General features: G+C 70.0%; 21 protein-coding genes and 1 pseudogene. 9 read left to right on the forward strand and 13 right to left on the reverse strand.

Features of this window, described 5'->3' with window-relative positions; translation table 11 throughout:
* Nucleotides 1-408 precede the first annotated feature (408 nt).
* From GR130_RS17580 to GR130_RS17595, 3 genes are all read right to left on the reverse strand, one after another.
* Nucleotides 409-1,065: a class I SAM-dependent methyltransferase gene (locus GR130_RS17580; RefSeq protein WP_159505616.1), complete on the reverse strand. Its 657-nt coding sequence runs from the start codon at nucleotides 1,063-1,065 to the stop codon at nucleotides 409-411.
* A 393-nt stretch (nucleotides 1,066-1,458) separates the two neighbouring features.
* On the reverse strand, nucleotides 1,459-1,704 hold the full coding sequence (locus GR130_RS17585) for a chaplin family protein (RefSeq protein ID WP_159505617.1): 246 nt from the start codon (nucleotides 1,702-1,704) through the stop codon (nucleotides 1,459-1,461).
* Nucleotides 1,705-1,996: 292 nt separating this feature from the next.
* On the reverse strand, nucleotides 1,997-2,392 hold the full coding sequence (locus tag GR130_RS17595) for a hypothetical protein (RefSeq protein ID WP_236573088.1): 396 nt from the start codon (nucleotides 2,390-2,392) through the stop codon (nucleotides 1,997-1,999).
* Nucleotides 2,393-2,658: 266 nt separating this feature from the next.
* Between GR130_RS17595 and GR130_RS17600 the strand changes: the two genes are divergently transcribed.
* Nucleotides 2,659-3,147: a GNAT family N-acetyltransferase gene (locus GR130_RS17600; protein ID WP_236573089.1), complete on the forward strand. Its 489-nt coding sequence runs from the start codon at nucleotides 2,659-2,661 to the stop codon at nucleotides 3,145-3,147.
* 467 nt (nucleotides 3,148-3,614) lie between these two features.
* Nucleotides 3,615-3,950, forward strand: coding sequence for a hypothetical protein (locus GR130_RS40550; RefSeq protein WP_236573090.1), 336 nt, complete (start codon nucleotides 3,615-3,617; stop codon nucleotides 3,948-3,950).
* 158 nt (nucleotides 3,951-4,108) lie between these two features.
* On the opposite strand, the gene GR130_RS17605 is transcribed toward GR130_RS40550, so the two are convergent.
* The 8 genes from GR130_RS17605 to GR130_RS17640 all read right to left on the reverse strand — a co-directional run bounded on the left by GR130_RS17605 (nucleotide 4,109) and on the right by GR130_RS17640 (nucleotide 15,579).
* Complete coding sequence (locus tag GR130_RS17605; protein WP_159505620.1) at nucleotides 4,109-5,401, reverse strand: glycosyltransferase; 1,293 nt, start codon at nucleotides 5,399-5,401, stop codon at nucleotides 4,109-4,111.
* An 81-nt stretch (nucleotides 5,402-5,482) separates the two neighbouring features.
* Nucleotides 5,483-5,896 carry a class I SAM-dependent methyltransferase gene (locus tag GR130_RS17610; protein ID WP_236573091.1) on the reverse strand — a complete coding sequence of 138 codons (414 nt, stop codon included), beginning with the start codon at nucleotides 5,894-5,896 and terminating at the stop codon, nucleotides 5,483-5,485.
* 390 nt (nucleotides 5,897-6,286) lie between these two features.
* Nucleotides 6,287-8,137, reverse strand: a complete 1,851-nt coding sequence (locus GR130_RS17615) for a glycoside hydrolase family 35 protein (protein WP_201304917.1) — start codon at nucleotides 8,135-8,137, stop codon at nucleotides 6,287-6,289.
* 242 nt (nucleotides 8,138-8,379) lie between these two features.
* The gene (locus GR130_RS17620) at nucleotides 8,380-8,649 is read right to left on the reverse strand and encodes a hypothetical protein (protein ID WP_159505621.1); all 270 of its coding nucleotides are present in this window, start codon (nucleotides 8,647-8,649) and stop codon (nucleotides 8,380-8,382) included.
* Nucleotides 8,650-8,655: 6 nt separating this feature from the next.
* Nucleotides 8,656-9,810 carry a flavodoxin-dependent (E)-4-hydroxy-3-methylbut-2-enyl-diphosphate synthase gene (gene ispG, locus GR130_RS17625; protein WP_159505622.1) on the reverse strand — a complete coding sequence of 385 codons (1,155 nt, stop codon included), beginning with the start codon at nucleotides 9,808-9,810 and terminating at the stop codon, nucleotides 8,656-8,658.
* Complete coding sequence (locus GR130_RS17630) at nucleotides 9,807-11,657, reverse strand: 1-deoxy-D-xylulose-5-phosphate synthase (protein WP_159505623.1); 1,851 nt, start codon at nucleotides 11,655-11,657, stop codon at nucleotides 9,807-9,809. The genes ispG and GR130_RS17630 overlap by 4 nt, the downstream gene beginning before the upstream one ends.
* 403 nt (nucleotides 11,658-12,060) lie before the next feature.
* Entirely contained in the window at nucleotides 12,061-14,451 is a 2,391-nt protein-coding gene (locus GR130_RS17635; protein ID WP_159505624.1) for an ATP-binding cassette domain-containing protein, read from the reverse strand.
* A 390-nt stretch (nucleotides 14,452-14,841) separates the two neighbouring features.
* Complete coding sequence (locus GR130_RS17640) at nucleotides 14,842-15,579, reverse strand: SDR family oxidoreductase (protein WP_159510053.1); 738 nt, start codon at nucleotides 15,577-15,579, stop codon at nucleotides 14,842-14,844.
* 134 nt (nucleotides 15,580-15,713) lie between these two features.
* On the opposite strand from GR130_RS17640, the gene GR130_RS17645 reads away from it, so the two are divergent.
* Both GR130_RS17645 and GR130_RS39835 read left to right on the forward strand, forming a co-directional pair.
* Nucleotides 15,714-16,307: a TetR/AcrR family transcriptional regulator gene (locus tag GR130_RS17645; protein ID WP_159505625.1), complete on the forward strand. Its 594-nt coding sequence runs from the start codon at nucleotides 15,714-15,716 to the stop codon at nucleotides 16,305-16,307.
* Nucleotides 16,308-16,426: 119 nt separating this feature from the next.
* Nucleotides 16,427-16,591, forward strand: a complete 165-nt coding sequence (locus GR130_RS39835) for a hypothetical protein (RefSeq protein WP_201305271.1) — start codon at nucleotides 16,427-16,429, stop codon at nucleotides 16,589-16,591.
* Nucleotides 16,592-16,883: 292 nt separating this feature from the next.
* Here GR130_RS39835 and GR130_RS17650 read toward each other — a convergent pair.
* A pseudogene (locus tag GR130_RS17650) lies at nucleotides 16,884-17,093 on the reverse strand (GNAT family N-acetyltransferase); the annotation flags it as partial.
* A gap of 83 nt (nucleotides 17,094-17,176) precedes the next feature.
* The gene (trpS, locus tag GR130_RS17655) at nucleotides 17,177-18,289 is read right to left on the reverse strand and encodes a tryptophan--tRNA ligase (RefSeq protein ID WP_159505626.1); all 1,113 of its coding nucleotides are present in this window, start codon (nucleotides 18,287-18,289) and stop codon (nucleotides 17,177-17,179) included.
* A gap of 572 nt (nucleotides 18,290-18,861) precedes the next feature.
* Between trpS and GR130_RS17660 the strand changes: the two genes are divergently transcribed.
* From GR130_RS17660 to GR130_RS17680, 5 genes are all read left to right on the forward strand, one after another.
* Nucleotides 18,862-19,440, forward strand: coding sequence for a DJ-1/PfpI family protein (locus GR130_RS17660; protein ID WP_159505627.1), 579 nt, complete (start codon nucleotides 18,862-18,864; stop codon nucleotides 19,438-19,440).
* Nucleotides 19,441-19,709: 269 nt separating this feature from the next.
* On the forward strand, nucleotides 19,710-20,480 hold the full coding sequence (locus tag GR130_RS17665; RefSeq protein WP_159505628.1) for a class I SAM-dependent methyltransferase: 771 nt from the start codon (nucleotides 19,710-19,712) through the stop codon (nucleotides 20,478-20,480).
* A 362-nt stretch (nucleotides 20,481-20,842) separates the two neighbouring features.
* A complete protein-coding gene (locus tag GR130_RS17670) occupies nucleotides 20,843-21,502 on the forward strand; it encodes a TetR/AcrR family transcriptional regulator (RefSeq protein WP_159505629.1) in 660 nt (219 codons plus the stop codon).
* 191 nt (nucleotides 21,503-21,693) lie between these two features.
* Nucleotides 21,694-22,920, forward strand: coding sequence for a DUF418 domain-containing protein (locus GR130_RS17675; RefSeq protein WP_159505630.1), 1,227 nt, complete (start codon nucleotides 21,694-21,696; stop codon nucleotides 22,918-22,920).
* A 476-nt stretch (nucleotides 22,921-23,396) separates the two neighbouring features.
* Nucleotides 23,397-24,512, forward strand: a complete 1,116-nt coding sequence (locus tag GR130_RS17680; protein WP_159505631.1) for an oxygenase MpaB family protein — start codon at nucleotides 23,397-23,399, stop codon at nucleotides 24,510-24,512.
* Nucleotides 24,513-24,607: the final 95 nt, after the last annotated feature.

The raw sequence follows: 24,607 nt of genomic DNA on the forward strand, positions 1-24,607 counted from the left end.
GACACCGCAGGCACGGCGATTGTGACATCAGAGGAATGTGGGGACGGTCACAGGCCGGTGTCGGTGGGCGGGGCGGTGACTTCCGGCGATACCAGGCCACGGGCGCGAGGGAATCGGCAGGTCGGGCAGCAGGAGGTCGTCCCGAGGCCGCCCGGCGGTGAGTTGGGCCTGTGCGGGTGACAGGCAACCGCGTGGAGGCGTCGCCGTCGGCGTCCGCGAATTGTTCCGCGGTGAGACCGGTGCAGTCCCGCAGGTCGGCTCCGGTGAGGTCGGCTCCCGGCAGCACCGCGCCCGCCGCTTGGCGCCGCGCGGATCATTTCACGCGTTGGGGATCGGGGATCGAGTCGGCGAACGGAAGGCGGCGGCGCACGAGGCCGTCGCCCCAAGAGAGCGGGGCCGAGGGGCCGTTCAACGGTGGTGCCATACGAGGGTGTAGCGCCAGAACAGCCGGCGGCGCAGTCGGGCACCGGGCAGGACTGCATGGGCTTCGCGGACGATCTCGGGGAAGGCCATGTCCGCTGGTCGGGTCGTGGCCGTCATCGAGAGGGGACGAGGTGCTGTGCGGCCCCTGTTCTTGAGCCAGCCCGTGGCGGCGTTGACTGGGCTGGCCACGGTTCCGAGCAGCTGGTCGACTGGCGTCGTCGGGCGCGAAAGACCGAGAATCACCAGGGTTCCACCGGGCGCCAGGTGCCTGCGGAAGGCGGTGAGCGCATCGGCGAACGGCAGATGGTGGACCGTGGCGACGCACGTGATGACGTCGTAGGAGTCTGCGGGGATCCCGGTCAGCGCATCTGCGGTCGTGAAGGTGACGGGAGTTGCCTGAGGGGTGAGTTCCCGTGCCCGGGCGATGATCTTCGGGTCGGAGTCGATGCCCTGTACCGTGCCGGCGCGCCCGGCCAGGAGCCTGGCAAGGTCGCCACTGCCGGAGCCGACGTCCAGGGCGCTGTCGAAGTGTCGGGGGAGCTGTCGCAGGATCCAGCGGTGGTAGTGGGCGTTGTGGTCCCAGGGGTGCGCGGCATTGAACTCGTCAAGAGCCCGCAGAACGCGGTGCGGCAGTGTGGTCATGCCGTCACTCCATCAAGCCCCTGGCGCCTGCGTCATCCCCGTGGCCGAACGACCGGGTTCACAGAGAGGCGACAGCCACCGCAGTGCGGTGGATTGGCCGAGCGACGTCCACCACTACGCCGGTCGATCGACGCGGCGGCGGTTCTCCCCGTTCGCGTTCGCGCGGAGTGCTGCAGGCCGGTCCCCATTCGTCACTCCGAGGATCTGTGCCAGACCTTCGTTCACCTGCGGACGGTGTTCGACCGGGACCGGGAAGGCAAGCGCGGAAAAATGGGCTGGGCGGTGGCCTCCGGCGGGGAAGCGGAGACCGGCACCCGGCTGCGCACGGCGTAGGCCCTGCCTCTTCCATTTGGACCAGTGGATGGGGCAGGGCCGCACGGGCGATACGGCATGTCAGCCGTTGAAGCCGTTTTCGCCGAAGGTCTGGTTCAGTCCGCTGTTGGCGGTCCCCGTGTTTCCGGCGGCATTATCCGAGATGTCCAGGGGAGGCTGCTCACCGCCCCCAGAGCCAACTCCCGGGCTGTGAATGCCGTTTCCAGTGCTATGGGCGTCATGGTTGTTCGCAGCAGCGGCCCCGGCACCGGCAAACAGAGCGGTGACGGTCAAGCCCACCACGGCGATAGCGGTATGTGCGCGCATGAATTCCTCCTGTTGAGTAGCGCCACCAAGACAATCTCCGTTGGATGAACCGAGAAACAGCAATCACTCGAAGGGGTCCTACCCAGGGGCCAATAGATGCCGCTTTCGGCGTCGCGATGGTGAAGGCACCGCGGCGGAGAGTTCAGGAACGGTAACCGGTCTCGGATATGGCCACGCTCGCGTTCGCGCGGGTGTATTGGAAAACTCCACGAGGCCCCCGAGCGCGGATGTGGACGGCCCCGGCGTCAGGCTGATCGGTCGGACGCCGGGCCCATCTCGCTACTGGTGTCCCTTACTTGCCGCCGCCGTGGCCGCCGCCCTCGCCGCCGCCTTCATGGCCGCCGCCCTCGCCGCCTTCATGGCCGCCGCCCCCGCCGCCGCCATGGCCGTGCCCCTCGTCGTCGCCCATATGGCCCCCGACCGTGTCGTCGCAGCCCATGCTGGAACCGATCGAGGTGGCCTGCGCACCCGGCGAGCCCTCGCCGTTGAGTGCGTTGCCCAGCACGCCGTTCAGAATCCCGACCTCGCCGAGCACGTCGACGTTCAGGTCGTGGGAGCGGCAGGAGGTGTGCTGACTGACGTTGAAGTTGTCGCCGCCACGGCCGCCCGCGTGGGCGGTGCCGGTGCCGAATGCGGCGATGCTGCCGAGGGCCGCGGCCAGGACGGCAGCCTTGTGAAGCTTGTGCATTTCTTCTCCGGAAGTGTGAGCAGATCTGATCTGTGATGTACCGAGTTCGTCCAGTTGCGGAAGGTTAATACGAAATATGACGAAAGAATTCGCCGACGCGCCGGATCGATCCGACCTCGGACAGTGCTGCGCCCCTTCCGTGGTCGGCGTGTCGCGGGCCCGGCGAACCGGTTGGGATACCCATGTGCCTTTCAGAACAGGCGGGTTGAGATACTCCGGCCATGGATGCCGGGGCGATGGGGAGCGGTCGGCGATCGGAGAGAGCGATGCCTGCACGGACCACATCACTGCATGCCGCGGGCTGGATGCTGCGTGCTGCGACGGCAGCGGACATCGAGACGATCGCGGAGTTGCGGGCGACGGTGATGCGAGCGGATTTGGAGCGCCTTGGGCGTTACGACGAGCACCGGGTGCGGCAGCGGCTGAGGGACTCCTTCTCCACGGAGCACACGTCGATCATCATGCTCGACCGTGATCTCGCAGGATGCGTCACGATCCGGCCCGCCGAAGAGAGGCGGTGGCTGGAGCACTTCTACCTCGTGACGCACCATCAGGGCCGGGGGCTCGGATCGGCTGTCCTGCGCACGGTGCTGGAACGGACCGACGCACTGGGCGTGACCGTGGGTTTGAACGTCCTGCAGGGCAGCGCTGCCCGCCGGCTCTACGAGCGCCACGGATTCCGCGTGGAAGCCGAGGACCCGATCGACGTCTTCATGGTGCGCCCACCAGAGGCGAGCACCGCTGGGAGAGCCTGACCCGCGGCAGCGCGTCGGCCTCGACCCGGGGCTGGGCGCATCAGGGCGGAAGTCCAGCCTCCTCCCTGTCCGGGCGCCCTCCCTGGCTTGCCCCGTCGACGGGGCGTCGCCGCGGGCCGTGATCCGGGAAGGGGCAGACCTGCCCGCAGGTCGCTCCGCATCACAGCTCCGCTGTCTCCCGGCGCCCGGTTATTGCTGTCGCATGTTTCCGGTGAGCGTGTTCCTGGCGGCCGGAGACCTGTGGTGGCGATGGCGATGGCGGCACGGTCCGTGATCTCGGCGCATTCGCGGGTCCCTGCGTGTCGTGCCGCGGTACCGCGGAGGTGGGCGTTGGCCCATGCCCCGTCCCGCGCTCGGCTGCCGGGAGCTATGGGCAGAGGGCCGCGGTGGTGGGCGGCGGCAGGGCCGGCACGGCAGCCGCGCAGTGCCGGGACTGCGCGGGTCCGTTCAGGCGGCGCCAAGTCACCGTGACGCCGTGCCGGTCCTCTTCCGTCCCGCCGAAGAACCACGGCTGGGTCGACTTCGCGGCAGTCGGCAAGAAGGTCACCGGCACCCGGACCTTCGACAACAACCGCTTCCCGTGGACCGCTGAGGCCACCGCCACCGCCACCGCCCCCGTCCCCGTCGGCGACTCCCCGGCCGGCTCGACCACGTACCTCGCCCTCACCGGTACGACCCCGCCCGGTGTGACTCCCCCCGGGGGCACCGGGGGCTCCAGTACCCCACCACTCTTGCCACCACCGTCACCAAGACCCTCGACGTTCCGGCCGGTGTCCACCTCGCCGCCTACGCGGGCGGGGTGAAGTTCACCGACGACCGGGGGCTCACCCGCGCCAGTTCCTGATACCGGTGGCCGACGCCGAGGCCGACTGCCTTTGGACGGCGGGAGGCATGCGTGATCGGGTTGCGGGCGGGATGAGCAGGGCGGCAGCGATGACGGTGCCGAGGCGGACGAAGCCGCCTAGACGGACTCCGCAACGGTCTCGATCACCTCGACGGCCTTTTCCACCCCGTTCCGGGTGACAGTCCGCAGGGCGAACTGCTCGGCGGCTTCGGCCAGTTCGCGATCGTGCACTGCGCGGTCCAGTGATGCGGCCAGACGCCCCGCAGTGAGGCGGTACTGCGGCAAGGGCGGTGGCGCCAGACCGAGGGCGTGCATGCGCCGAGCCCAGAACGGCTGGTCGAAGGTGAAAGGGCACACGACCTGCGGACGGCCCGAGCGCAGGGCCGATGCGGTGGTTCCGGCGCCACCGTGATGCACGATCGCGGCCATGTGCGGAAAGACCTCTTCGTGCGGCACCTCGTTCATGAAGAACACCTTGTCAACGCCGTGGCCCTGTTCCCCGTCCGGAGCGCGCACCCCACCCCAGCCGGTGGCGATCACAGCGCGCACCCCGGATTGCCGGACGGCCGCGAGAACGGCCCTGCTCTTCGCGGCGGCACGGCTCCCGGCCATACTGCCGAATCCGATGTACACCGGCCGTTCCCCCGCATCGAGAAACGCGCGGAGGTCCGCGGGCATGCGCCAGTCACCCGTAGCCGGCAGATGCCAGAAGCCCGTGGTGTGAGTGGTGGGGGGATACCGAGGAGTGCCGGGCAGTACACCGGGATCGAATGCCTGCAATACCGTGGCCGGCCCTCCGTCGGGCCGGGACAGAATACTGAGCTTGCTCCCGCGATCCGACAGCCCCAGCGATTCGCATCGCAGTCGTGCCAGTGCCGAGCCGTACAGAAGACGGACCGGCAACTCGGCGTGAGCGTAGGAGGCCCGGCTCAGCGACGCGGGAAGTCGTCCGGGTGCCAGAGGATTGACGAAGTCGGGGGTGGGAACCCAGCCGGGCTGGAAGCACACCGGCACAGCGGGCACCTTCAGCCACTCTGCGAGGTGCTGCGCCGGCAACCAGGGTGCGAACACCACGACATCGGGGCGGGGTTGTGCTTTGACCTTGGCCGTCAGATCTTCGAGGAGCTTCACGTACTGCGGTCTGTTCCGCCTGAACCACTGCACGCCCCGCACAATTCCGCGCAGTCCGCGGCGATCCTCATTGGCTCTCCTGACAACCGGATCGGTGTAGAGCTCAAGGGGGCCGTCCAACACCGGAACGTAACGCACGCCCGCCGAGCGGGCCAACTCCACGAAAGTGTATGGCCCCATCAACGTCACTGCGTGCCCGGCTGCCGTCAAGCCGGACGCCAGCGCCAGAAACGGCTGGACATCACCGCGCGAGCCATGGGTCACCAGCAATACGTTCACCGCAGCATTCCTTCCAGAATTCGGCCGCTCGTCCTGCGAGTCGCACCGTCGATCGTCACATGGACCGGCCAATGCGCCTGACTATGCATCACAGAGCTTTTCCACGCCCACATGCGCGAGTTCGGGGATGAGTGACGTGGGAAGGTCGACGCCGAGCCATTGGGCGCGGCCGTTGTCGCAGCGCCAGAATTGGGTTTCCAGGCCCTCGGCCAGTTGCACGATGGTGCCGTCGGGGTGGGTGGTGAGGAATTCCCGTACCGCGGTGTCGAAGGTGCGGACTCGCAGCGCATGGCCTTGGGCAACGAGTCCGATGGGGCGCCCGAAGTGCCTTTCGAAAAGGTAGTCGAGCATGTCGACCAGTTCCGCGGCTTTCGGGTCGTGGAGCACCGGTTGGGGGCGGCGCGCTTCCCATGCACGGTGATACAGATTCCACATCAGCATTTCGGGGACACCGCTCAGGGTGACGGTGCGCATGGCACTACTGCTGCGGTCCATCTGGTTGTTCCTCCGTCGACTCGACAACTCCCCGTAGCGGACGGAGCGGCTCGGGGCGGGTTGTCCCTCGAAAGTCGCACGGGGCGACTCGCCGGCGTTCAGCACGCGCCGTGGCTCTTAACGTATGTGGCACGAGGCACGCGGAACGTGAAGAACACGCAGGCGCCGACCGCGAGTCGACGTGGCGGCCGACGAAAGACGTACGTCCCCCGGTGCCGAGGTCCAGCTCCGGGACAGCCGGCGGATCCGGGGGACGGTGACGGCGCGCTTCAGTGGGCGGATGGGCGGCGAGGCTTCACCGTTCCACTGCCCCGACGTGGTCTGGGCGCTCGTCGCAGCGAGGCAACGGACGGCGTGCCCTGCCGGCCGCCCTGCGAGAGAGGGGTCTGCTCACCCGAGATCGGGCGCGGAGCGCACTTCGATCCGGTCTCCGGCCCGTTCCATCTCCAGCACGATGAGGTCGTTCCGCCCCTTCCGCCACAGATGGCTCGGCGCGTAGAGGGTGACCTGCGGCCCGAGGGACCAGTAGCGGCCGAGGGCGAAGCCGTTGAGCCAGACCATGCCCTTGTCCCAGCCCGGAAAGGCGAGGAAGCCGTCCGCGGGGGTGTCGACGTGAACCCGGGCCCGGTGGAAGGCGGGGCCGGCCGGGGTGTCCTCGCTGTGGAACGTCAGAGCTGCGAGGTTGTCCAGGGGGAGGCGGCGGATTTCCCAGTCGTGCAGTTCCCGGCCGTCGAGGAGCACCTTCCCGCTGATGCCCTTGGGGTCGTTGAGGCCCTGGCCGAAGTTGACGCGTCCGGTCGGGTCCACGAGCAGGTCGAGGGTGCCGGAGGCGCCGACAACGGTGAAGTCGACCGTGTGGTCGGGCTGGTTGCGGTCGAAGGTGCCGATCCGCTTGCCGTCGCCGAACACCAGCGCACGGTCGCCCAGTCCCGTGATCCTCAGGCCCCTGGCCCCCTGCGGTCCGCGTACCCGAGTGCGGTAGTGGATCAGTCCGTGCGGCTGCCCGAGGGCCTCCATGTGGACGGGCGTGGTACGCCGTACCGGAGTGCTCAGCGCGTCGAGGGCGTCCAGCAGCGGCACCGACTCGCGGACGGCGACCCTCTGGGGCGGCATCCGGCGTGGTGTGGGAGGCAGCGGAGCGTTCGGCACGGTGGTGTATGCGGCGAGCACGTCGCGCACGGTGTGGAACTTCTCGGTGAGTTCGCCGGATTCGCTGATCGGGGAGTCGTAGTCGTAGCTGGTGACGGTGGGCTGGTAGGCGCTGCCGCTGAGGTTGGCGCCGGCGGACCAGCCGAAGTTCGTGCCGCCCACCGCCATGTAGAAGTTGATCGACGCTCCCGCTTCGAGGAGCTTCGCCACGTCGGCGGCGGTCTGCGCCGGGTCGGTGGTGTGGTGCCGCTCGCCCCAGTGGTCGAACCAGCCGTCCCAGAACTCCGTGCAGAAAAGGGGCTTGTCCGGCTGGAATTCCCGCAGTTCCGCGAAGGGACCGGTGGGATCCCCGGCGAAGTTCACGGTAGCCAGGAGATCGGGAAGGCTGCCGGCCCGCAGCGCCTCCTGGGTGGCTCCGTCGGAACAGAACAGCAGGCTGTCGATGCCCTGGGCCCGCATGGTGTCCCGCAGATGTTCCAGATACGCGTGGTCGTCGCCGTAGCTGCCGTACTCGTTCTCGACCTGCATGGCGATGACGGGACCGCCGCGGGTGGCCTGCAGGTCGACGAGCCGGGGGAGCAGTTCGGCGAACCAGGTGTCGACCGCTCGCTCGTAGGCGGGGTCGGAACGGCGCAGCGGCGCGTCCTTGTCCTTGAGGAGCCAGGCGGGCAGACCGCCGAAATCCCATTCCGCGCAGATGTACGGTCCCGGTCGCACGATCGCCTTCAGCCCGACCTCGTCCGCGGTCCGCAGGAAGGCGGCGACGTCGCGCCATCCGGTGAAGTCGGCCTTTCTCTCGTACGGTTGGTGGAAGTTCCAGGCGACGTAGGTCTCCACCGTGTTCAGGCCCATGGCCCGCATCCGCAGCAGCCGGTCGCGCCAGTCCTTGGGGTGCGTCCTGAAGTAGTGGAAGGCACCCGAGAGGATCCGGAACGGCTTGCCGTCCAGCAGGAACTCCTTTCCGCGGATGGTCAGTCCCCTCGGGCTCGCGGCCTGGGCGAGGGCGGTACGGCTGCCGCCCAGGGAGACACCCACGGCCGCGGTACCCACCACGGCCGCGCTCAGGAATCCACGTCGGCTGAACTGCGTCATGTCTGCTCTCCTCGGCTCGACCGGTCGTCGCCCATGACTCGGAAATGTTCAGTGGTGTTCGTTTCTGTTCATTGAGAGTGTTCTGTAGAACAGAAACGAGCACAAGGGTTCGTCGTCGAGTGCGGTGAACCGGATGCGGACGAGCCGTAGGTGAACTGCCGGGCAGGGCAACGACGTTCAGATCGCCAGGGAGGAGAGGGGGCCGCGGACGAGCGGCACGCGGTGAGCCGGCGGTGACGTGGTCAGGAGGTACGCCGCGTCGCGGTGTCGGCCGGCTGTTGCAGCGTCTGCCGGGCGACAGGGCGGATGCGACGTGCGGCGGCGAGCATCCGCAGCACCCGCGCACGCCGCTCGGCGATCAGCTCCTCGACCTGTGTGCGGGCCTCGGTGACGGTGAGGATGTCGCGGACCTGGGCCGCCTCCGCGGCGGTGAGCTGCGGGTTGCCGACCAGGCGGCGCAGGGCCTGGAGGTCCAGCGGCTTCGCGTCCGGCCGGACGGGCGCGGTGGTCAAGGCCGTTCACCTGCCGTGGCGGTGTCGGGTGCTCTCTGCCGCGGCATCGGCCACTGCCGTGAGGGCGAGGGCCTCGTCGAGGAGCGCGTCGACGATACGGGATTCCGGGACGGTCCGCACGACCTGGCCGCGCCGGAAGATCTGGCCCTTGCCGTTGCCGCAGGAGACGCCGAGGTCGGCCTCCCTCGATTCTCCGGGGCCGTTGACGACGCACCCCATCACCGCGATGCGCAGGGGGTGCGGGAAGCCGTCGAAGGCGGCTTCGACCCGGGCGGCGAGTCCGTGGATGTCGACCTGGAGGCGACCGCAGCCGGGACAGGAGACGATTTCGAGCCTGCGGGGGCGCAGACCGAGCGAGGCGAGGATGTGGCAGCCCGCCTTGACCTGTTCGACGGGGTCGGCCGAGAGGGAGACGCGGATGGTGTCACCGATTCCCTCCGACAGCAGGACGCCGAAGGCGACCGCGGACTTGATGGCCCCCTGGAACGCGGGGCCCGCCTCGGTGACGCCCAGGTGCAGCGGATAGTCGCAGTGGCCCGCGAGGAGCCGATTGGCGGCGATCATCGTGAGCGGGTCGTGGTGCTTCACGGCGATCTTCAGATCCCGGAAGCCGTGCTCCTCGAACAGGGAGGCTTCCCACAGCGCCGACTCCACCAGCGCTTCGGGCGTCGCTGCGCCGTACTTGGCCAGCAGGCGCCGGTCCAGGGAGCCCGCGTTGACGCCGATCCGGATCGGCACCGCGGCTGCCGAGGCGGCCTCGGCGATCCGGGCGACCTGGTCGTCGAACCGTTTGATGTTGCCGGGGTTGACGCGGACCCCGGCGCAGCCGGCGTCGAGCGCGGCGAAGACGTAGCGGGGCTGGAAGTGGATGTCGGCGATCACCGGGATCGGCGACCTGGCCACGACCTTCGGCAGGGCCTCGGCATCGTCGGCGGAGGGCACGGCGACGCGGACGATGTCGCACCCGGCTGCCGTCACCGCGGCGATCTGTCGCAGTGTGGCGTCCACATCGGCGGTGTTGGTGGTGGTCATGGTCTGCACGCTGACCGGCGCCCCGCCGCCGACGGGCACCGTCCCGACGCGGAGTTGACGGGTGGGGCGGCGGCGCACCGGAGTCCTGGGGGTGGGCAGGGTGGGCAGTCCGAGATCGATGGCGGTCACTGGGTCCCTCCCAGGAGATGTCCGGGTGCGGCAGGGGCCGGGTGGCGGTGGTCGAGGGAGGCGAGGACGGTACGGACCAGGCCCGCGGCGTCCAGCCCTGCCTCGGCCAGCAGCCCTGGCCGGGGGCCGTGCGGGAGGAAGGCGTGGGGGAGGCCGAGGACCTGAACGGGCGTGGTCACGCCCTGCTCCCGGCACCGCCCGGCCAGCGCCGTGCCCGCACCGCCGGTGCGTACGCCGTCTTCCATGCTCACCACCAGCCGGTGGCGGGCGGCCAGTGACACCAGCCCCTCGTTGACGGGGAACACCCAGCGCGGGTCGGCGACCGTGACCCCGATACCGTGCTCGGCGTCCAGGACACCGGCCGCCTCCAGGGCCGCCCGGGCCAGCGGTCCGACGGGCACCAGCAGCACATCCAGCGGACGGCCCTTGCTGCGGTGGAGGATGTCCATCCCGTCCATACGGGCCAGCGCCCCGATACCCGCGCCGGCGGCGGCCTTGGGCAGCCGCAGCGCGGTCGGGCCCTCGCCCCAGGAGACCGCCTCCGTCAACAGGCGGCGCAGCTGGGCGGTATCGCGGGGAGCAGCCAGGCGCAGCCCCGGAACCATGGACAGCAGCGCCAGATCCCACATGCCGTGATGGCTCGGCCCGTCCGGCCCGGTGATACCGGCGCGGTCCAGGACGAAGGTGACCGGCAGCCGGTGCAGCGCGACATCCATCAGCACCTGGTCGAAGGCCCGGTTCAGGAACGTCGCGTAGACGGCGACGAGGGGATGGAAACCGCCCATGGCCAGGCCCGCCGCCGAGGTGACGGCGTGCTGTTCGGCGATCCCCACGTCGAAGACCCGCTCGGGGAACCGCTCCTTCATCAACCCGAGCCCGGTGGGCAGCAGCATCGCCGCGGTGACCGCGACCACCTCGGGACGGTCCGCGGCCACCTCCACCAACGCCCGGCCGAACTCGCTCGTCCATGACGGAGCGGAAGGCTCCCCGACGGGCCGACCGGTGGCCTGGTCGACCACGCCGACGGCATGCAGACAGTCCGCCGGGTCCGCCTCGGCCGGCGCATGGCCCTTGCCTTTGACGGTCATGACATGCACCACCACCGGCCGCTTCAGGGCACGCGCCCGGCGCAGCACGCCCTCCACCTCCGCGGTGTGGTGCCCGTCCACCGGCCCGAAGTAGGCAAAGCCCAGGTCGGTGAAGAAGTTCCGGCATGCCTCCGCGCCGCCTCCGTACCTGAGCAGGCGCAGGTGCTCGGCGAGCGCGCCGGTGGTGGGGGCGTACGAGCGGCCGTTGTCGTTGACCACCACGATCACCGGTCGATCCGGGGCGCCGCCCAGGTTGTTCAGCGCCTCCCACGCCATGCCACCGGTCAGCGCCCCGTCCCCGATGACCGCCACCACGGCACGCTCCTGCTCGCCGGCCAACTGCCGTGCCCTGGCCAGCCCGTCCGCGTACGACAGGGCGGTGGACGCGTGGGAGTTCTCCACCAGGTCGTGCACGGATTCCCGGCGCGAGGGATAGCCCGACAGGCCGCCCTGCTGCCGTAGCGAGTCGAAGCGGTTCCGACGCCCCGTCAGCAGCTTGTGCACGTATGCCTGGTGGCCGATGTCGAAGACCAGCGCGTCATCCGGGGAGTCGAAGACCCGGTGCAGCGCCAGGGTCAGCTCGACCGCGCCCAGATTCGGCCCCAGATGACCACCCGTGGCGCACACCTTCTCCACCAGGAACCGCCTGATCTCCGCTGCCAGCACGGCGAGTTCCCCGTCCGGCAGCGACCGCAGCGCGCCCGGGTCGTTCACCCGCTCCAGGACCGACAGGGAGTGTTCCATCCGGGCCGTTGCCATGCCGTTCTCCCTCCCCGACGGCGCGGTTGACCACCGCACGAACCGAAAGGGCTGCACTTCCAGGAAGGCAGAGACATGGCGGGGAGGGGAAGGGAGATCGCCGCCGGAGAGCGTGAAGGCGTTGAAAGGTCATGCTTGTGTGAACGCGACGCGGGCGGTGATGCCCGGGTGCGTCACCCAGCCGTCACATCCCCGGCTCGCGGACCTGAGCGATGCTCCCGTCCGGCCTCGGGCGGTACGCCTCCGGCCGGATGCCCGGCCGCTGTGTGGCGTACGCGCCGAACCGCCTGAAACGCTCGGTCGGTTACGGCGGGACGTGGGACTCACGGCGTTCCGCCGGGGCCTCGGGCCTGTCCGATGGGTCAGGGCCCTTCCGGCCCTGGCCCATCGGGCAGGCCCTGGGTCAGGCGCCGACGTAGGCCGCCAGATGCTCACCGGTGAGGGTCGAGCGGGCGGCGACCAGATCCGCGGGCGTGCCCTCGAAGACGATCGTGCCGCCGTCGTGACCGGCGCCGGGGCCGAGATCGATGATCCAGTCGGCATGTGCCATCACCGCCTGGTGGTGCTCGACGACGATGACCGACTTGCCGGAGTCGACGAGCCGGTCGAGCAGACCGAGCAGCTGCTCGACATCGGCCAGATGCAGACCGGCGGTCGGCTCGTCGAGGACGTAGACGCCGCCCTTCTCGGCCATGTGCGTGGCCAGCTTGAGCCGCTGCCGCTCGCCGCCGGACAGCGTGGTGAGCGGCTGACCGAGGCTGAGGTAGCCGAGCCCGACGTCGGCGAGTCGCTGGAGGATCTTGTGCGCGGTGGGGGTGCGCGCCTCGCCGTCACCGAAGAACTCCTCGGCCTCGGTCACCGACATCGCCAGCACCTCGCTGATGTCGCGACCACCGAGGTGGTGGTCCAGCACCGAGGCCTCGTACCGCTTTCCCTCGCACTCCTCGCAGGTGGTGGCGACGCCGGCCATCATCGCCAGATCGGTGTAGACGACGCCGGCGCCGTTGCAGGTGGGGCAGGCGCCCTCGGAGTTGGCGCTGAACAGCGCCGGCTTCACGCCGTTGGCCTTCGCGAACGCCTTGCGGATCGGGTCGAGCAGCCCGGTGTACGTCGCCGGGTTGCTCCGTCGCGAGCCGCGGATCGCACCCTGGTCGACCGACACCACACCCGCACCGGCCGGGATCGACCCGTGCACGAGCGAGCTCTTGCCGGAGCCGGCGACGCCGGTGACGACGGCCAGCACCCCCAGCGGAATGTCCACGTCGACGTCGCGCAGGTTGTGCGTCCTCGCGCCGCGGATCGGGAGCCGGCCGGTGGGTGTGCGGACCGTCTCCTTGACGATGGCCCGGTCGTCGAGATGGCGGCCGGTGATGGTGCCGGCGGTCCGCAATCCCTCGATCGTCCCCTCGAAGCAGACCGTGCCGCCGGCCGTGCCGGCCCCGGGGCCGAGGTCGACGACGTGGTCGGCGATCGCGATCATCTCCGGCTTGTGCTCCACGACGAGCACGGTGTTGCCCTTGTCCCGCAGGCGCAGCAGCAGGTCGTTCATCCGCTGGATGTCATGGGGGTGCAGACCCGTGGTGGGCTCGTCGAACACGTAGGTGGTGTCGGTGAGCGAGGAGCCGAGGTGCCGGATCATCTTGACGCGCTGTGCTTCACCGCCCGACAGCGTGCCCGCCGGCCGGTCGAGCGAGAGATAGCCGAGGCCGATCTCGGTGAACGAGTCCAGGGTGTGCTGCAGCTTGGCGAGCAGGGGTGCCACCGACGGCTCGTCGAGGCCGCGCACCCATCCGGCCAGGTCGCTGATCTGCATCGCGCAGGCGTCGGCGATGCTGATCCGCTTGATCTTCGACGACCGGGCCCCCTCGCTCAGCCGGGTGCCGTCGCACTCGGGGCAGGTGGTGAAGGTGACCGCACGGTCCACGAACTCCCGGATGTGCGGCTGCATCGCCTCCTTGTCCTTGGCGAGCATCGACTTCTGGATGCGGGGGATCAGCCCCTCGTAGGTCATGTTGATGCCCGCGATCTTCATCCTGGTCGGCTCGCGGTGCAGGAAGTCGTGCAGTTCCTTCTTCGTGTACGTGCGGATCGGCTTGTCCGGGGGGTAGAAGCCGGACTCGCTGTAGAGCCGGTGGTTCCAGCCGCCCGCCTTGTAGCCGGGGACGGTGAGTGCGCCCTCGGCGAGGGACTTGGCGTCGTCGTAGAGCTGGGTGAGGTCGAGGTCGGTGACGGCGCCGCGGCCTTCGCAGCGCGGGCACATGCCGCCGGTGATGCTGAAGCTGCGCCGCTCCTTCACGGTCTTCCCGCCGCGCTCGACGGTGACCGCCCCGGCCCCGCTGATCGAGGCGACGTTGAAGGAGAACGCCTTGGGCGAGCCGATGTGCGGCCGCCCCAGCCGGCTGAACAGGATGCGCAGCATCGCGTTCGCGTCGGTGGCGGTGCCGACCGTGGAGCGGGGGTCGCCGCCCATCCGCTGCTGGTCCACGGTGATCGCGGTCGTCAGCCCTTCGAGGACGTCGACCTCGGGCCGCGCCAGTGTCGGCATGAAGCCCTGCACGAAGGCGCTGTACGTCTCGTTGATCAGCCGCTGCGACTCCGCCGCGATGGTGTCGAACACCAGCGAGCTCTTGCCCGAGCCGGACACACCGGTGAACACCGTCAGCCGGCGCTTCGGGATCTCGATGCTGACGTCCTTGAGGTTGTTCTCGCGCGCGCCGTGCACACGGATCAGCTCGTGGCTGTCGGCCACGTGCACCTCAGGCGACCGGGTGTCCGTCCGCTTGGCCCTGCTCATTGGATCTCCCTCTGTCACGTGGGGCCGCCCGCGCTGTCCCCGTAGGCGTCACCTGGACCGGCCGACCGGCTTCGAGCAGGACGTCTTCCTGCGAGCAGGACGTCTTCTTCATCGGCGCGGTCGCGGCAACGGTAACCGGCCACGAACGCCGGTGTCGGCCGAGTGGCGCGGTGCCCGTCCGACCGGCGTCGGCCGGGGGCGCGCTCGGCGCGCGAACCTGGTCGTCCCCGCCGCTTGGGGCTCGCGGAACCGGGCCGCGGTCACGTGACAGATGTCACGCCGGGCACTCTGTTCGGGGCGAGCCCCCACCTTCCCTGCGGGTGGGAGGCGGGGAGCGACGTACGAGACGGTCGGCGTCGGGCAGGCCGCCGAGCGGTGGGGAACGGGCCGTCAGTCCTGTGCGGTGGGGCGGACGACGATGTCGCCCACGTCGACGCCGTCCGGCTGCTCGACGGCGAACGCGATGGCGCGGGCCACCGCGTCCGGCGAGATCGCGATCTTGTCCATCCGGTCGAGGATCTGGGCCTTGACCTCGGGGTTCGGCATGGCTTCCGCGAAGTCCGTACGGACGAAGCCCGGTGAGACGACGGTGACGCGCAGGCTGTCGCCGGCCTCCTGGCGCAGGCCCTCGGAGAGGGTGCGGACGGCGTTCTTCGTGGCGGCGTAGACCGACTGGAGGGGAACGACGCGCAGTCCGGCGGTGGAGACGGTGTTGACGAAGTGTCCGAAGCCCTGCTGCCGGAACACGGGCAGGGCGGCGGCGATCCCGTACAGCACGCCTTTGAGGTTGACGTCGATCATCTGCTCCCAGTCCTCGACGCGGAGTTCGTCCAGGGGGGAGATCAGGCCGACCCCGGCATTGCCGACGAGTACGTCGATCTTGCCGAACCGGTCGCGGGCCAGCTCGACGAGAGCGGACAGGTCCGCGCGCCGCGTCACGTCGGTGCGGACCCAGGCGGCCTCGCCGCCGGCTTTCTCGATCCGGGCGGTCAGGGCCTCCAGACGGTCGGTGCGGCGTGCCCCGAGGACGACTTTCGCGCCGCGCTCGGCGAGCAGCAACGCCGTTGCCTCACCGATTCCGCTGCCGGCGCCGGTGATCGCCACGACCTTGCCTTCGATTCCCTGCATGATCGACAGTCCTTCCGGGAGGAGGGTGAGGGCAGGCCGGGGCATGCCCTAGAGTGAAGTGGAGGCGCCGCCACTTCATCCACGCTAAGCGGCGATGCCTCCACTTGGCAATGGTGATGAGGGGAGAGCCGCTGATGGCGCCGTCCGCAGAACGTCCACTGAGGGCTGATGCACAGCGCAACCGGGACAAGATCCTGGCCGCGGCGGTGCGCGTGTTCACCGAGGAGGGGCTGGACGCGCACTTCGAGCGCATCGCCAAGGAAGCGGGCGTGGGAAGCGGCACCCTGTACCGGAATTTCCCGACCCGAGAGGCACTGATCGAAGCGGCCTACCGCAATGAGGTGGCCCGGCTGTGCGACGCCGTCCCCGGCCTCCTGGCGACCATGCCGCCGGGCGAGGCCCTGCGCGCGTGGACGCGTCGCTTCATCGACTACGCCACCGCCAAACTCGGCATGGCCGACGCCCTGCGTGCCGTCGTCGCCTCGGGGGCCAACCCGTACGCCGACAGCCGCGAGATGATTCAGGCCGCCCTGTCCTCCCTGATGGACGCCGGAGTGGCCGCCGGCGTGATCCGGTCCGACATCCTGCCGACCGACATGTTCGCCGCCCTCGCCGGCATCGCCCTCACCTCGGCGAGGCCCGAGCAGCGGGAGCAGGCCGAACGCCTCCTCGACCTCGCCCTGGACGGACTGCGGCCCATACCGGTGCCGCCGGGCACGGACGGCTGACGGCCCGACCCCGTTCACCCCTTTGCCCCTGCGGGAGAGCTGGCGCCCGGCCGCTCCAGCATCATCGATCTGGGCACCCGCCCCGTATTCCTACGTATGAAGGAGCATCTGCAATGGGGATGAAGGACGAAATGCAGGGCAAGGCGCAGCAGGCCCGGGAAAAGGCACAGCAGGCCAGGCAGCAGGCGCAGCAGCGGGGCCAGCAGGCGCAGGACAAGTCGCGCCAGCAGCAGGGCAGGCAGCAGTCCATCGATGACATCCAGGACGACCTCGACGAGCAGTGAGTTAGCGTCAGTCGGGCACGGCGACGAGCGTCTCTGCGCGCCGCCGAGCCGCGAAGGCTGAAACGATTCGAGCGCGGCATCCGGCGCAACCCGCCATGTGCCGCGCTCAGTCACGATCCGATCCGGGTGCGGCCCTCGGGTCCGCTCCCGTAGTCGGTGCCGAGCAGGGCACACAGGGCGCGCGCAGGGTGAGCAGGACGCCATCGAAGCGGCGGCGGCAACTCGCCGCGTCCGGTTGCGATGTGGCGCGTCACGCCCTGGAAACGGGCGGGTCACGCCCTGACGCCGGCTCTCAACTGCCGCCCATCAGGCGGTACATGCCGACCGAGCCGTGCGCGGCGGTGTCGGCGAAGCCGAACTTCTCGTAGAGGAAGCGCGCGGGGCCGTCCGCGATGGGCGAGACGTAGGCGGTGGCGGGCGCTCGGTCCTCCAACTCCTGGGTCAGCTCGGCCATGATGCGCTTGCCGAGACCTCGCCCCTGGTGTGCGGGGTGCACGCAGAGTGGGGCAGGCGGTTCTGCGGTGGGGCGGCCCGGCGGTGTCTCACCGGGCCTCCGGGTCATCCGGGTCAACGGACTTGAGATTGTCAGTAGTGGCTGTTCATGGCGGCACGCACCTCGGCGAGAGTGGCATCGGCCGCCGCTCTGGCGCGCTCGTTGCCCTCGCGCAGTGTCCGGCGGAGGAAGGTGCGGTCCTGCGCGTACTCGGTTCGGCGGGCTCGGATCGGAGCCAGGTACTCGTTGACCGCCTCGGTCACGGTCCTCTTGAGCGCGGCGGCTCCCGCAGAGCCGATGTCGGCGGCCACCTGCTGGGGGGTGCGGTCCAGGCAGAGGGCCGCGAGCAGGAGCAGGGAGGACACCTCGGGGCGAGTGGCCGGGTCGTAGGTGATGTGCCGTTCCGAGTCGGTCCTGGCCCCCTTGACCAGGCGGGCGGTCTCGTCGGCACCGGCGGCCAGGGGGATGGCGTTGCCTCGGCTCTTGCTCATCTTGGTGCCGTCCGTGCCGAGCAGCAGTGGTGCGTTCGACAGCAGGGCATCGGGCTGCCGGAAGACGGCACTGCCGTTGCCGTAACGGTCGTTGAAGCGGCGGGCGATGGTGCGGGTGAGTTCGAGGTGGGGGAGCTGGTCCTGGCCGACCGGGACCAGGTTGGCCTTGCAGAAGAGGATGTCCGCGGCCTGGTGGACGGGGTAGGTGAACATCAGGCCGCTGACGGCGGACTGGCGCGAGTGGGCGATTTCGTCCTTGACCGTGGGGTTGCGGTTGAGTTCGGCGACGGAGACGAGGCTGAGGAAGGGCAGCATCAGCTGGTTGAGGGCCGGGACGGCGCTGTGCGTGAAGATCGTGCTGCGCGCCGGGTCCACGCCGATGGCGAGGTGGTCCAGTACCAGTTCCTCGACGTGCCCGGTCAGGTCGTCCGCTACATCGCGGTCGGTCAGGACCTGGTAGTCCGCGATGATCACGAACAACTCCACTCCGAGGTCCTGCAGACGTACCCGGTTGTGCAGGGTGCCGAAGTAGTGCCCCAGGTGCAGACGGCCGGTGGGGCGGTCGCCGGTCAGCACACGGAACTGGCCGGGGTCCTTGAGGATCAGCTCTTCCAACACCGCATTGCGGGCCTGCGCGGCAGACGTCCCGAGTGTGTCGGTGGAGGGATCCGAGGCAGCGGCGTCGGGGCCGGGGGGCTGGTGGGTGGTGTTCACAAGGTCTCCTGGTGGGTCGGTCGTGCCGTCAGGACGGCACGAGCCCTGGTCCCAGGGAACACAAAAGGGCCGTCCATCCGAACGGCCCGGTCATGCATGAGAGATGGCCGCTCCTACAAGGAGCGCCACCAGCTCAGACAGGACGAAGTATGCATGCGCTCATCATAGTCGCATGCGTCGGCGAGGTGACGCGTCCCGGACTTGAGCGGTCGCCCAGGGGCATGGTCACGGCCCTGGCCAGGCGGTGGTACGCGCAGTGGTGGACTGGGCCGCCGTCGCCCCTTCGGTGCGGATCGCGTCGGCGACGGCGGTCGCTCGTGCACGGGTCTCCCCGGTCAGCGCCGTCCTGAGCGCGTCTGATGGGAACTCGGTGGTCGGAGCCGGAACCGTCGTGTGCTGCGTCGGTACCCACGTCGGCCACCCGGCAGAACAGGGCCTGCCGGTTGACCCCGCCGACGACGAAGCAGTCGTCCGGAAGGCGCATTCGAGTACACCGGGTGGGGAACCGATGGACCGATACGGCCCGGCCATCCCCGATCGGGCCGGACGCTGCGATCACGAGGAGTACCGCCATGCCCGAGATCCTGCTCATCGCCGGCGACGCCACCGAGGACCTGGAGTTCTTCTACCCGTACCAGCGGCTGCTGGAGGAGGGCTACGAGCCGCGGATCGCCGCCCCCTCTCGCAAGAAGCTGCAGTTCGTCGTGCACGACTTCGTCGACGACTTCGACACCTACGTCGAGCGCCAGGGCCACTCCTGGCCGGCCGATCTCGCGCTGTCCGAGGTCGACCCGGCGGCGTACGCGGCCCTTGTCCTCCCCGGTGGCCGGGCGCCCGAATACCTTCGGCAGGATCCCGACTTCCGGCGCGTCGTCACGCACTTCTTCGACGCGGACAAGCCGGTGGCGCACATCTGCCACGCGGCCATCGCGCTGGCCCCGCTCGGTGTGCTGAAGGGCCGCCGCACCTCCGCCTACCCCGCCTGTGCGCCGGAGGTGCAACTGGGCGGCGGTGTCTTCGTGGACGGCCCGGCGGTGGTGGACGGCAAGGTCGTCTCGGCCCGCGCCTGGAACGACCAGCCGGAGTGGATGCGGGCGTTCGTGGAGATCCTGCGGGAGTACGCACCGGCGGGGAAGCCCGCACAGGGCTGAGCGCTGCGCGGTGTGGCCGCCGAGCACGTCGGCGGTCGGAGCGCCGCCGGGCGGCCGGGGCGGGGCCGACCACGTTCCAGGACGGCTCCGCCGCCGCAGGCGCCCACGGCTCGGCTCGGCTCCGCTCGGCTCATGGCGCGGTGCCCCGTAGCGTGGCCGGGCCAACCGGGCGGGGCGAACTCGTTCGTCCGGGCTCGGCGCGACCGGGCGACAGAGGAGGCCATGTGGACAGGGACGGACAGGGACAAGGGCGGGGCCAGGGCAGGGACGTGGACTTCTCGGCGGGGGAGGAGCAGTGGCGGGCTCGTCTGGGGACGTTGCGGCAGGTCGTGCGCCAGGAGGTGGTGTCGCGGCAGCTGGTGGCCCACCTGCCGGACCTGCCACCCCGACGGGTGCTGGATGTGGGTTGCGGTCAGGGCACACAGGCTCTGGGCTTGGCCCGACGAGGACACCGGGTCACCGGACTGGACGCATCGCCCCGGCTGCTCGACGACTTTCGCGCCGCGGTGGCCGCGGAGCCGGTGGAGGTCCGCGACCGGGTGCGGCTGCTCCAAGGCGACGCCGAACAGCTGGCGGGGATGTTCGCGCCGTCGAGTTTTGAAGTGGTGTTGTGTCAGGGCCTGTTGATGTATCTTCCGCACCCCGGTCCACTACTGGACGCCGTCGGGCAGGTGCTGGCGCCCGGCGGAATCCTCTCCCTGCTCGTACGGAACGGCGATGCCCTTGCGATGCGCCCTGGGCTGCTGGGCGACTGGGAGAACGTCGAGAGGGCTTTCGAGGGGGACTCCTATCTCAACCGGATCGGTGTGCATGCCCGCGCCGATCGTCTGGAGGACCTTACGGCGGCGTTGGCCCGGCGTGAGATGCGCGTGCGCCAGTGGTACGGGGTTCGGGTGTTCACCGACACCGTCGCGTCGGATGCGCCGCTGCCGGACGCGGAGACGCTCGGTGCCATTCTCCGCGCCGAGGAACGTGCCGGGCGCACCGACCCCTATCGGCGGGTGGCGGCCCTGCTTCATTTGATCGCTGAGCGCCGGTAGGAGAGGCTAACTCCGTGTCGAGGCGGGAGCGTTGGTCGAGGAGCGGGGCAATGCTTCGCCGCGGTCGGCGCCTTGGTCCCGGCCTCCGCCTTCAGCGCGCCGCCCTGCTGGTCCTTGGCTCCCGGGCATCATCGACCCTGGATTTCCAGCCGCGTTGGCCATCGCTTTCCGACCCGGGAACCTCTCCGTGCCGAAGTCGCGTTAGTCATAAGGGGATTGAACCGTCGGGGATTTGCCGCTTGGTGTCGGAGCTGTCTAGCATCTGCGCCGCCATCATTGATGACAGCGCAGATGTCAGGAAGCGGTCGGGAAGCGGTCGGGAAGATGTCGGAAGGGCTATGGGCCAGGTGAGGAGACGGCCGATGCGCCTGTCGCCGGAGGCGATCGTCGACGCGGCGGTGCGGGTCGCGGCGCGCGCGGAGGAGGACGGGCTGACCGGACGGGCGCTGGGAGAGGAGTTGGGCGTGGACCGCTCGGCGGTGTGGCGGCACTTCGCCGACCGCGATGCGCTGCTGCTCGCGGTGGGCGACCGACTGCTGCGGATGGCGGTCGCGCAGGTCCCGGACGGACTGGCGGCGCGTGAGCGGTTGCAGTCACTGGCTCGCAGCGTGGTGGAGGTCTACGTCGCGCATCCCTTTGTGGGCGCCGCCGTCGCCTGCCGGACCACGCGGGGCCCGGGGGAGTTCGCCGCGGTCGAGATGATGCTCGTCGGACTGCAGGAAATCGGTCTGCGGGCGGAGGCCGTCGCCCGCTTCCAGCGGATGCTCGCCGACACGGTCCTCGCCCACGCCGGCATGCGTGCCGGGTACGCCGTACTGCCGCAGCACGTCAAGGACGGCGACGAGCAGGCATGGGCCGCCGCCTGCGCCACCCTCTCGCCCGAGCGGTACCCGGCCCTCACCGCCCACGTGCCGTACCTCGCCAAGCAGGACGATGACAGAGTCCTCGACGCACTGCTGGAAGCCTTCTGGCTCGCGGTCGAGGCCACCGCAGACCCCACGCGCCCGAACTCCGGGCGCTGAATCGCGGGCACCTCGCATGCGGACCCGCCCGATTCCGGGCCCGCCGCGCTGAGTTCGCCATGCCCGACTTCACCCACTCCGCGGGCCCTGACGGCCTGCGGTGAAGACCACCGGGACGGCCGGCTACGGCGTCCACACCAGTCCGCCCGCCCGGGTCACCCACCCAGTACGAGACGAGAGCGAGACCCCGCATGGCCTCCGTCCAGCATCTACAGGACCCTCCAGGGGACCGTGTTCCGCCCGCGGACGACCCCCCGGCCTCGACGCCCGAGACCGGCCGCCGCGCCTCGGCGAATCGGCTGATCGGCGTCGACCTGGCCCGCGGACTCGCGGTCTTCGGCATGTACGCCGCCCATGTCGGACCCTCCCCGGACCAGGGCGGGGTGACCGGCTTCCTGATGGAACTGACCCATGGCAGGGCCTCGGCGCTCTTCGCCTTCCTGGCGGGCTTCGCCGTCGTCCTGATAACCGGGCGCAGCACGCCGAAGACCGGGCTCGCCGGCCGCCAGGCCGTCGCCAAGGTGGTGATCCGGGCAGTGATGCTGCTGGCGATGGGCACGGCACTGACCTCGACCGGCACCCCGGTCGAGGTCATCCTGGCCTTCTACGGTGTCTACTTCCTGCTCGTGCTGCCGCTCTACCGCCTCCGCGCCAGGTCGCTTGCGGTGATCGCGGTGGGGACAGCCGTCGTCCTCCCCCAGCTGCTGTACATCGGGATGCAGGTGATCGGCGACGGTACGTACGATGACGGGAACCGCGGCCACGGTGGCGTCGACGGCATCATCTCCCTTCTCTTCTCCGGCAGTTACCCGGCCATCACATGGGTCCCCTTCGTCATCGCCGGCATGGCCGTCGCCCGCCTCGACCTGGCCTCCGCAGCGGTCCGCATACGGCTCGCGGTCTCCGGTGCCGCTCTCGCCGTCGCGGGCTACGGATGTTCCTGGCTGGCGCTGCACCTCGTCCCCGGTGCTCTCGACGCCCTCGTCCAGGTGGCCGGACCGGACGTGGCGAGCGCGTGGTGGTCCGACAGCGCCGGCTACCCGACGTACGACACCCCGGCCTGGATGCTGGTGGCTTCGCCGCACAGCGAGACCACCCTGTCCATCGTGGCCAACACCGGTGTGGCAATAGCCGTCCTGGCCACCTGCCTCATCGCCGTGGACGCCGTCCCGCGCCTGCGTTCCCTGGCCCGCCCGGTCATAGCGGTCGGGTCCATGTCGCTGACGGCGTATGTCCTCCACATCGCCGGCATCTGGCTCCTGGGCATCGAGGAACTGCCTGGACCGCCCCTGCCCGTCCTGTTCGGCTTCATCGGCGCCGTCATGGTGTTCGCCACCGTCTGGTCGCGGTTCTTCCGCCGCGGACCGCTCGAACAGCTGATGGCCAAGGCAACCGGCATCGCCCGGCACGTCCGGTAGCTCTGCGCACAGCACGGACGGGCATCGCGATCGCCGCCCACTCACGACGGCAGGCGTCATCTGCGGTACTTCCTAAGCTGGTTGTCCCCTGTGCGACCCCGGGCGAAGGGGAGACGGCAGGGAGGCAGGGCTGTGTCCAATGTGCCGTCGCCGAGACCGCTTCGGCGGTCTTCCGGCCCGAGCGTACGAGGCCCGACCCCAACAGGCTCCGCAGGCCCCGACGGCTTGCGGCGAGAAGCCCTGGGACGGGCGGCTACGGCGCCCACACCAGTCCGCCCGCCCGGCCCCGGCCGGGGTCACCCATCCCCACGGACTCGCCTGGGACAAGGTGGTTGTCGGCGGACCGGGCCTGGTCTGCGGCTCCGCGGCGACCAGCACCGGCGTTCGCCATGCCCTCGTCCGGGTGAGGGTGCCGCTGGCGGTGGCGGGTGACGGGTAAGGGTGTCGCCGAGAGAGCACTGACAAGGGAGGCGGACATGCCCGCAGGCCGGTGGACGGACGGACGACTCGACGCGTTGCGGCACACGGGAGACCCGTTGGCCGACGCCGCGATCAGCGAGACCTACGCACTGGGGCGGCAGGATCAGGTGCGCGCGTTGTTGCTCGGGTTCGGTCGCAACAGCGACGCGATCCCTGATGGCCTGCCGCCGCAGTTGCAGCGGTACTTCGAGGAGACCGCCGTGCTCCCCGACTGGGCGGATGCGGCGTTGCTGGACCGCAGCCATGTACTGCTGGGCCGCTACCAGTCGCAGATCGTGGCCACGCTGCTGTGCGGTTCGCTCCCGCTGTGCTACGGGTGTGGGAACGGGGCACAGGTGCTGGCGCGTTCGCAGCGGTTGACCTCCGGGGTGTACCGACGACTGATGGAGACCGCGCAGTTCGTGGTCGACGTACTCGACAAGGGTGGCCTGGGCCCGAACGGCCGGGGCCTGCGCTCGGCGCAGAAGATCCGCCTGCTCCATGCCACCATGCGCTATCACGTCGGCCAGTTGGGCGACTGGGATGCCGGCGCATGGGGCCTTCCGGTCAACCAGGAGGACCTCGCCGGAACGCTGATGAGCTTCTCGGTGGAGATCCCGCGCGGCCTGGCACGGCTGGGCGTCGAGCTGCTGCCCGAGGACCGGGAGGCCCTCTTCCACACCTGGCGGGTGATCGGTCACGTTCTGGGCGTCACGGAGGAAGTCAACCCCGCGGCCTTCGACGACGGCGCTCGGATGTTCGACACCATCCTGGCGCGGCAGCAGTGTCCGACCGAGGCGGGGGCCGCGCTGACCAAGGCGGTACTGGACTTCATCCGCGAGCTGCTGCCCGGACCGGCCTTCGCCGGTGTCGGCCCGACGCTGATCCGCCGTCTGATCGGCGACGAGGCCGCCGACCTCGTTCGGGTCCCGGCAGCCGACGTCACCAAGGCGCTGTTCCAGGCACAGTCCGCGTTGAACCTCGGCTACAGCAAGGGGAGTGACGCGGTGCCGGTAGCGGCGGACGCCGCCGGCGAGCTGGGGACGGTGATGTTCAAGTCGGGCCTCCGGCTGACCAACAAGGGCCGGCGCCACGAGTGGCAGGTGCCCACCGGACTCACCGCCTCGACCTGACCGGGAGCGGAGCACAGGGCGACCGGGCACTTGCCACCCACCGGCCACCTGACGGCACCAGCAGCCGACGGGCTGGTATCGGTCACCGGTATCGG

The organism is Streptomyces sp. GS7, assembly GCF_009834125.1.
GTDB lineage: Bacteria > Actinomycetota > Actinomycetes > Streptomycetales > Streptomycetaceae > Streptomyces.

What these genes read in the sequence shown, in the direction of transcription:
- GR130_RS17610 (WP_236573091.1), bottom strand. Translation starts at nt 5,896, where the DNA reads ATGGACCGCAGCAGTAGTGCCATGCGCACCGTCACCCTGAGCGGTGTC.
- GR130_RS39835 (WP_201305271.1), top strand. Translation starts at nt 16,427, where the DNA reads ATGAAGGACGAAATGCAGGGCAAGGCGCAGCAGGCCCGGGAAAAGGCA.
- GR130_RS17580 (WP_159505616.1), bottom strand. Translation starts at nt 1,065, where the DNA reads ATGACCACACTGCCGCACCGCGTTCTGCGGGCTCTTGACGAGTTCAAT.
- GR130_RS17645 (WP_159505625.1), top strand. Translation starts at nt 15,714, where the DNA reads ATGGCGCCGTCCGCAGAACGTCCACTGAGGGCTGATGCACAGCGCAAC.
- GR130_RS17675 (WP_159505630.1), top strand. Translation starts at nt 21,694, where the DNA reads ATGGCCTCCGTCCAGCATCTACAGGACCCTCCAGGGGACCGTGTTCCG.
- GR130_RS17635 (WP_159505624.1), bottom strand. Translation starts at nt 14,451, where the DNA reads ATGAGCAGGGCCAAGCGGACGGACACCCGGTCGCCTGAGGTGCACGTG.
- GR130_RS17630 (WP_159505623.1), bottom strand. Translation starts at nt 11,657, where the DNA reads ATGGCAACGGCCCGGATGGAACACTCCCTGTCGGTCCTGGAGCGGGTG.
- GR130_RS17615 (WP_201304917.1), bottom strand. Translation starts at nt 8,137, where the DNA reads ATGACGCAGTTCAGCCGACGTGGATTCCTGAGCGCGGCCGTGGTGGGT.
- GR130_RS17640 (WP_159510053.1), bottom strand. Translation starts at nt 15,579, where the DNA reads ATGCAGGGAATCGAAGGCAAGGTCGTGGCGATCACCGGCGCCGGCAGC.
- GR130_RS17585 (WP_159505617.1), bottom strand. Translation starts at nt 1,704, where the DNA reads ATGCGCGCACATACCGCTATCGCCGTGGTGGGCTTGACCGTCACCGCT.
- GR130_RS17660 (WP_159505627.1), top strand. Translation starts at nt 18,862, where the DNA reads ATGCCCGAGATCCTGCTCATCGCCGGCGACGCCACCGAGGACCTGGAG.
- GR130_RS17680 (WP_159505631.1), top strand. Translation starts at nt 23,397, where the DNA reads ATGCCCGCAGGCCGGTGGACGGACGGACGACTCGACGCGTTGCGGCAC.
- GR130_RS17600 (WP_236573089.1), top strand. Translation starts at nt 2,659, where the DNA reads ATGCCTGCACGGACCACATCACTGCATGCCGCGGGCTGGATGCTGCGT.
- GR130_RS17595 (WP_236573088.1), bottom strand. Translation starts at nt 2,392, where the DNA reads ATGCACAAGCTTCACAAGGCTGCCGTCCTGGCCGCGGCCCTCGGCAGC.
- GR130_RS17670 (WP_159505629.1), top strand. Translation starts at nt 20,843, where the DNA reads ATGCGCCTGTCGCCGGAGGCGATCGTCGACGCGGCGGTGCGGGTCGCG.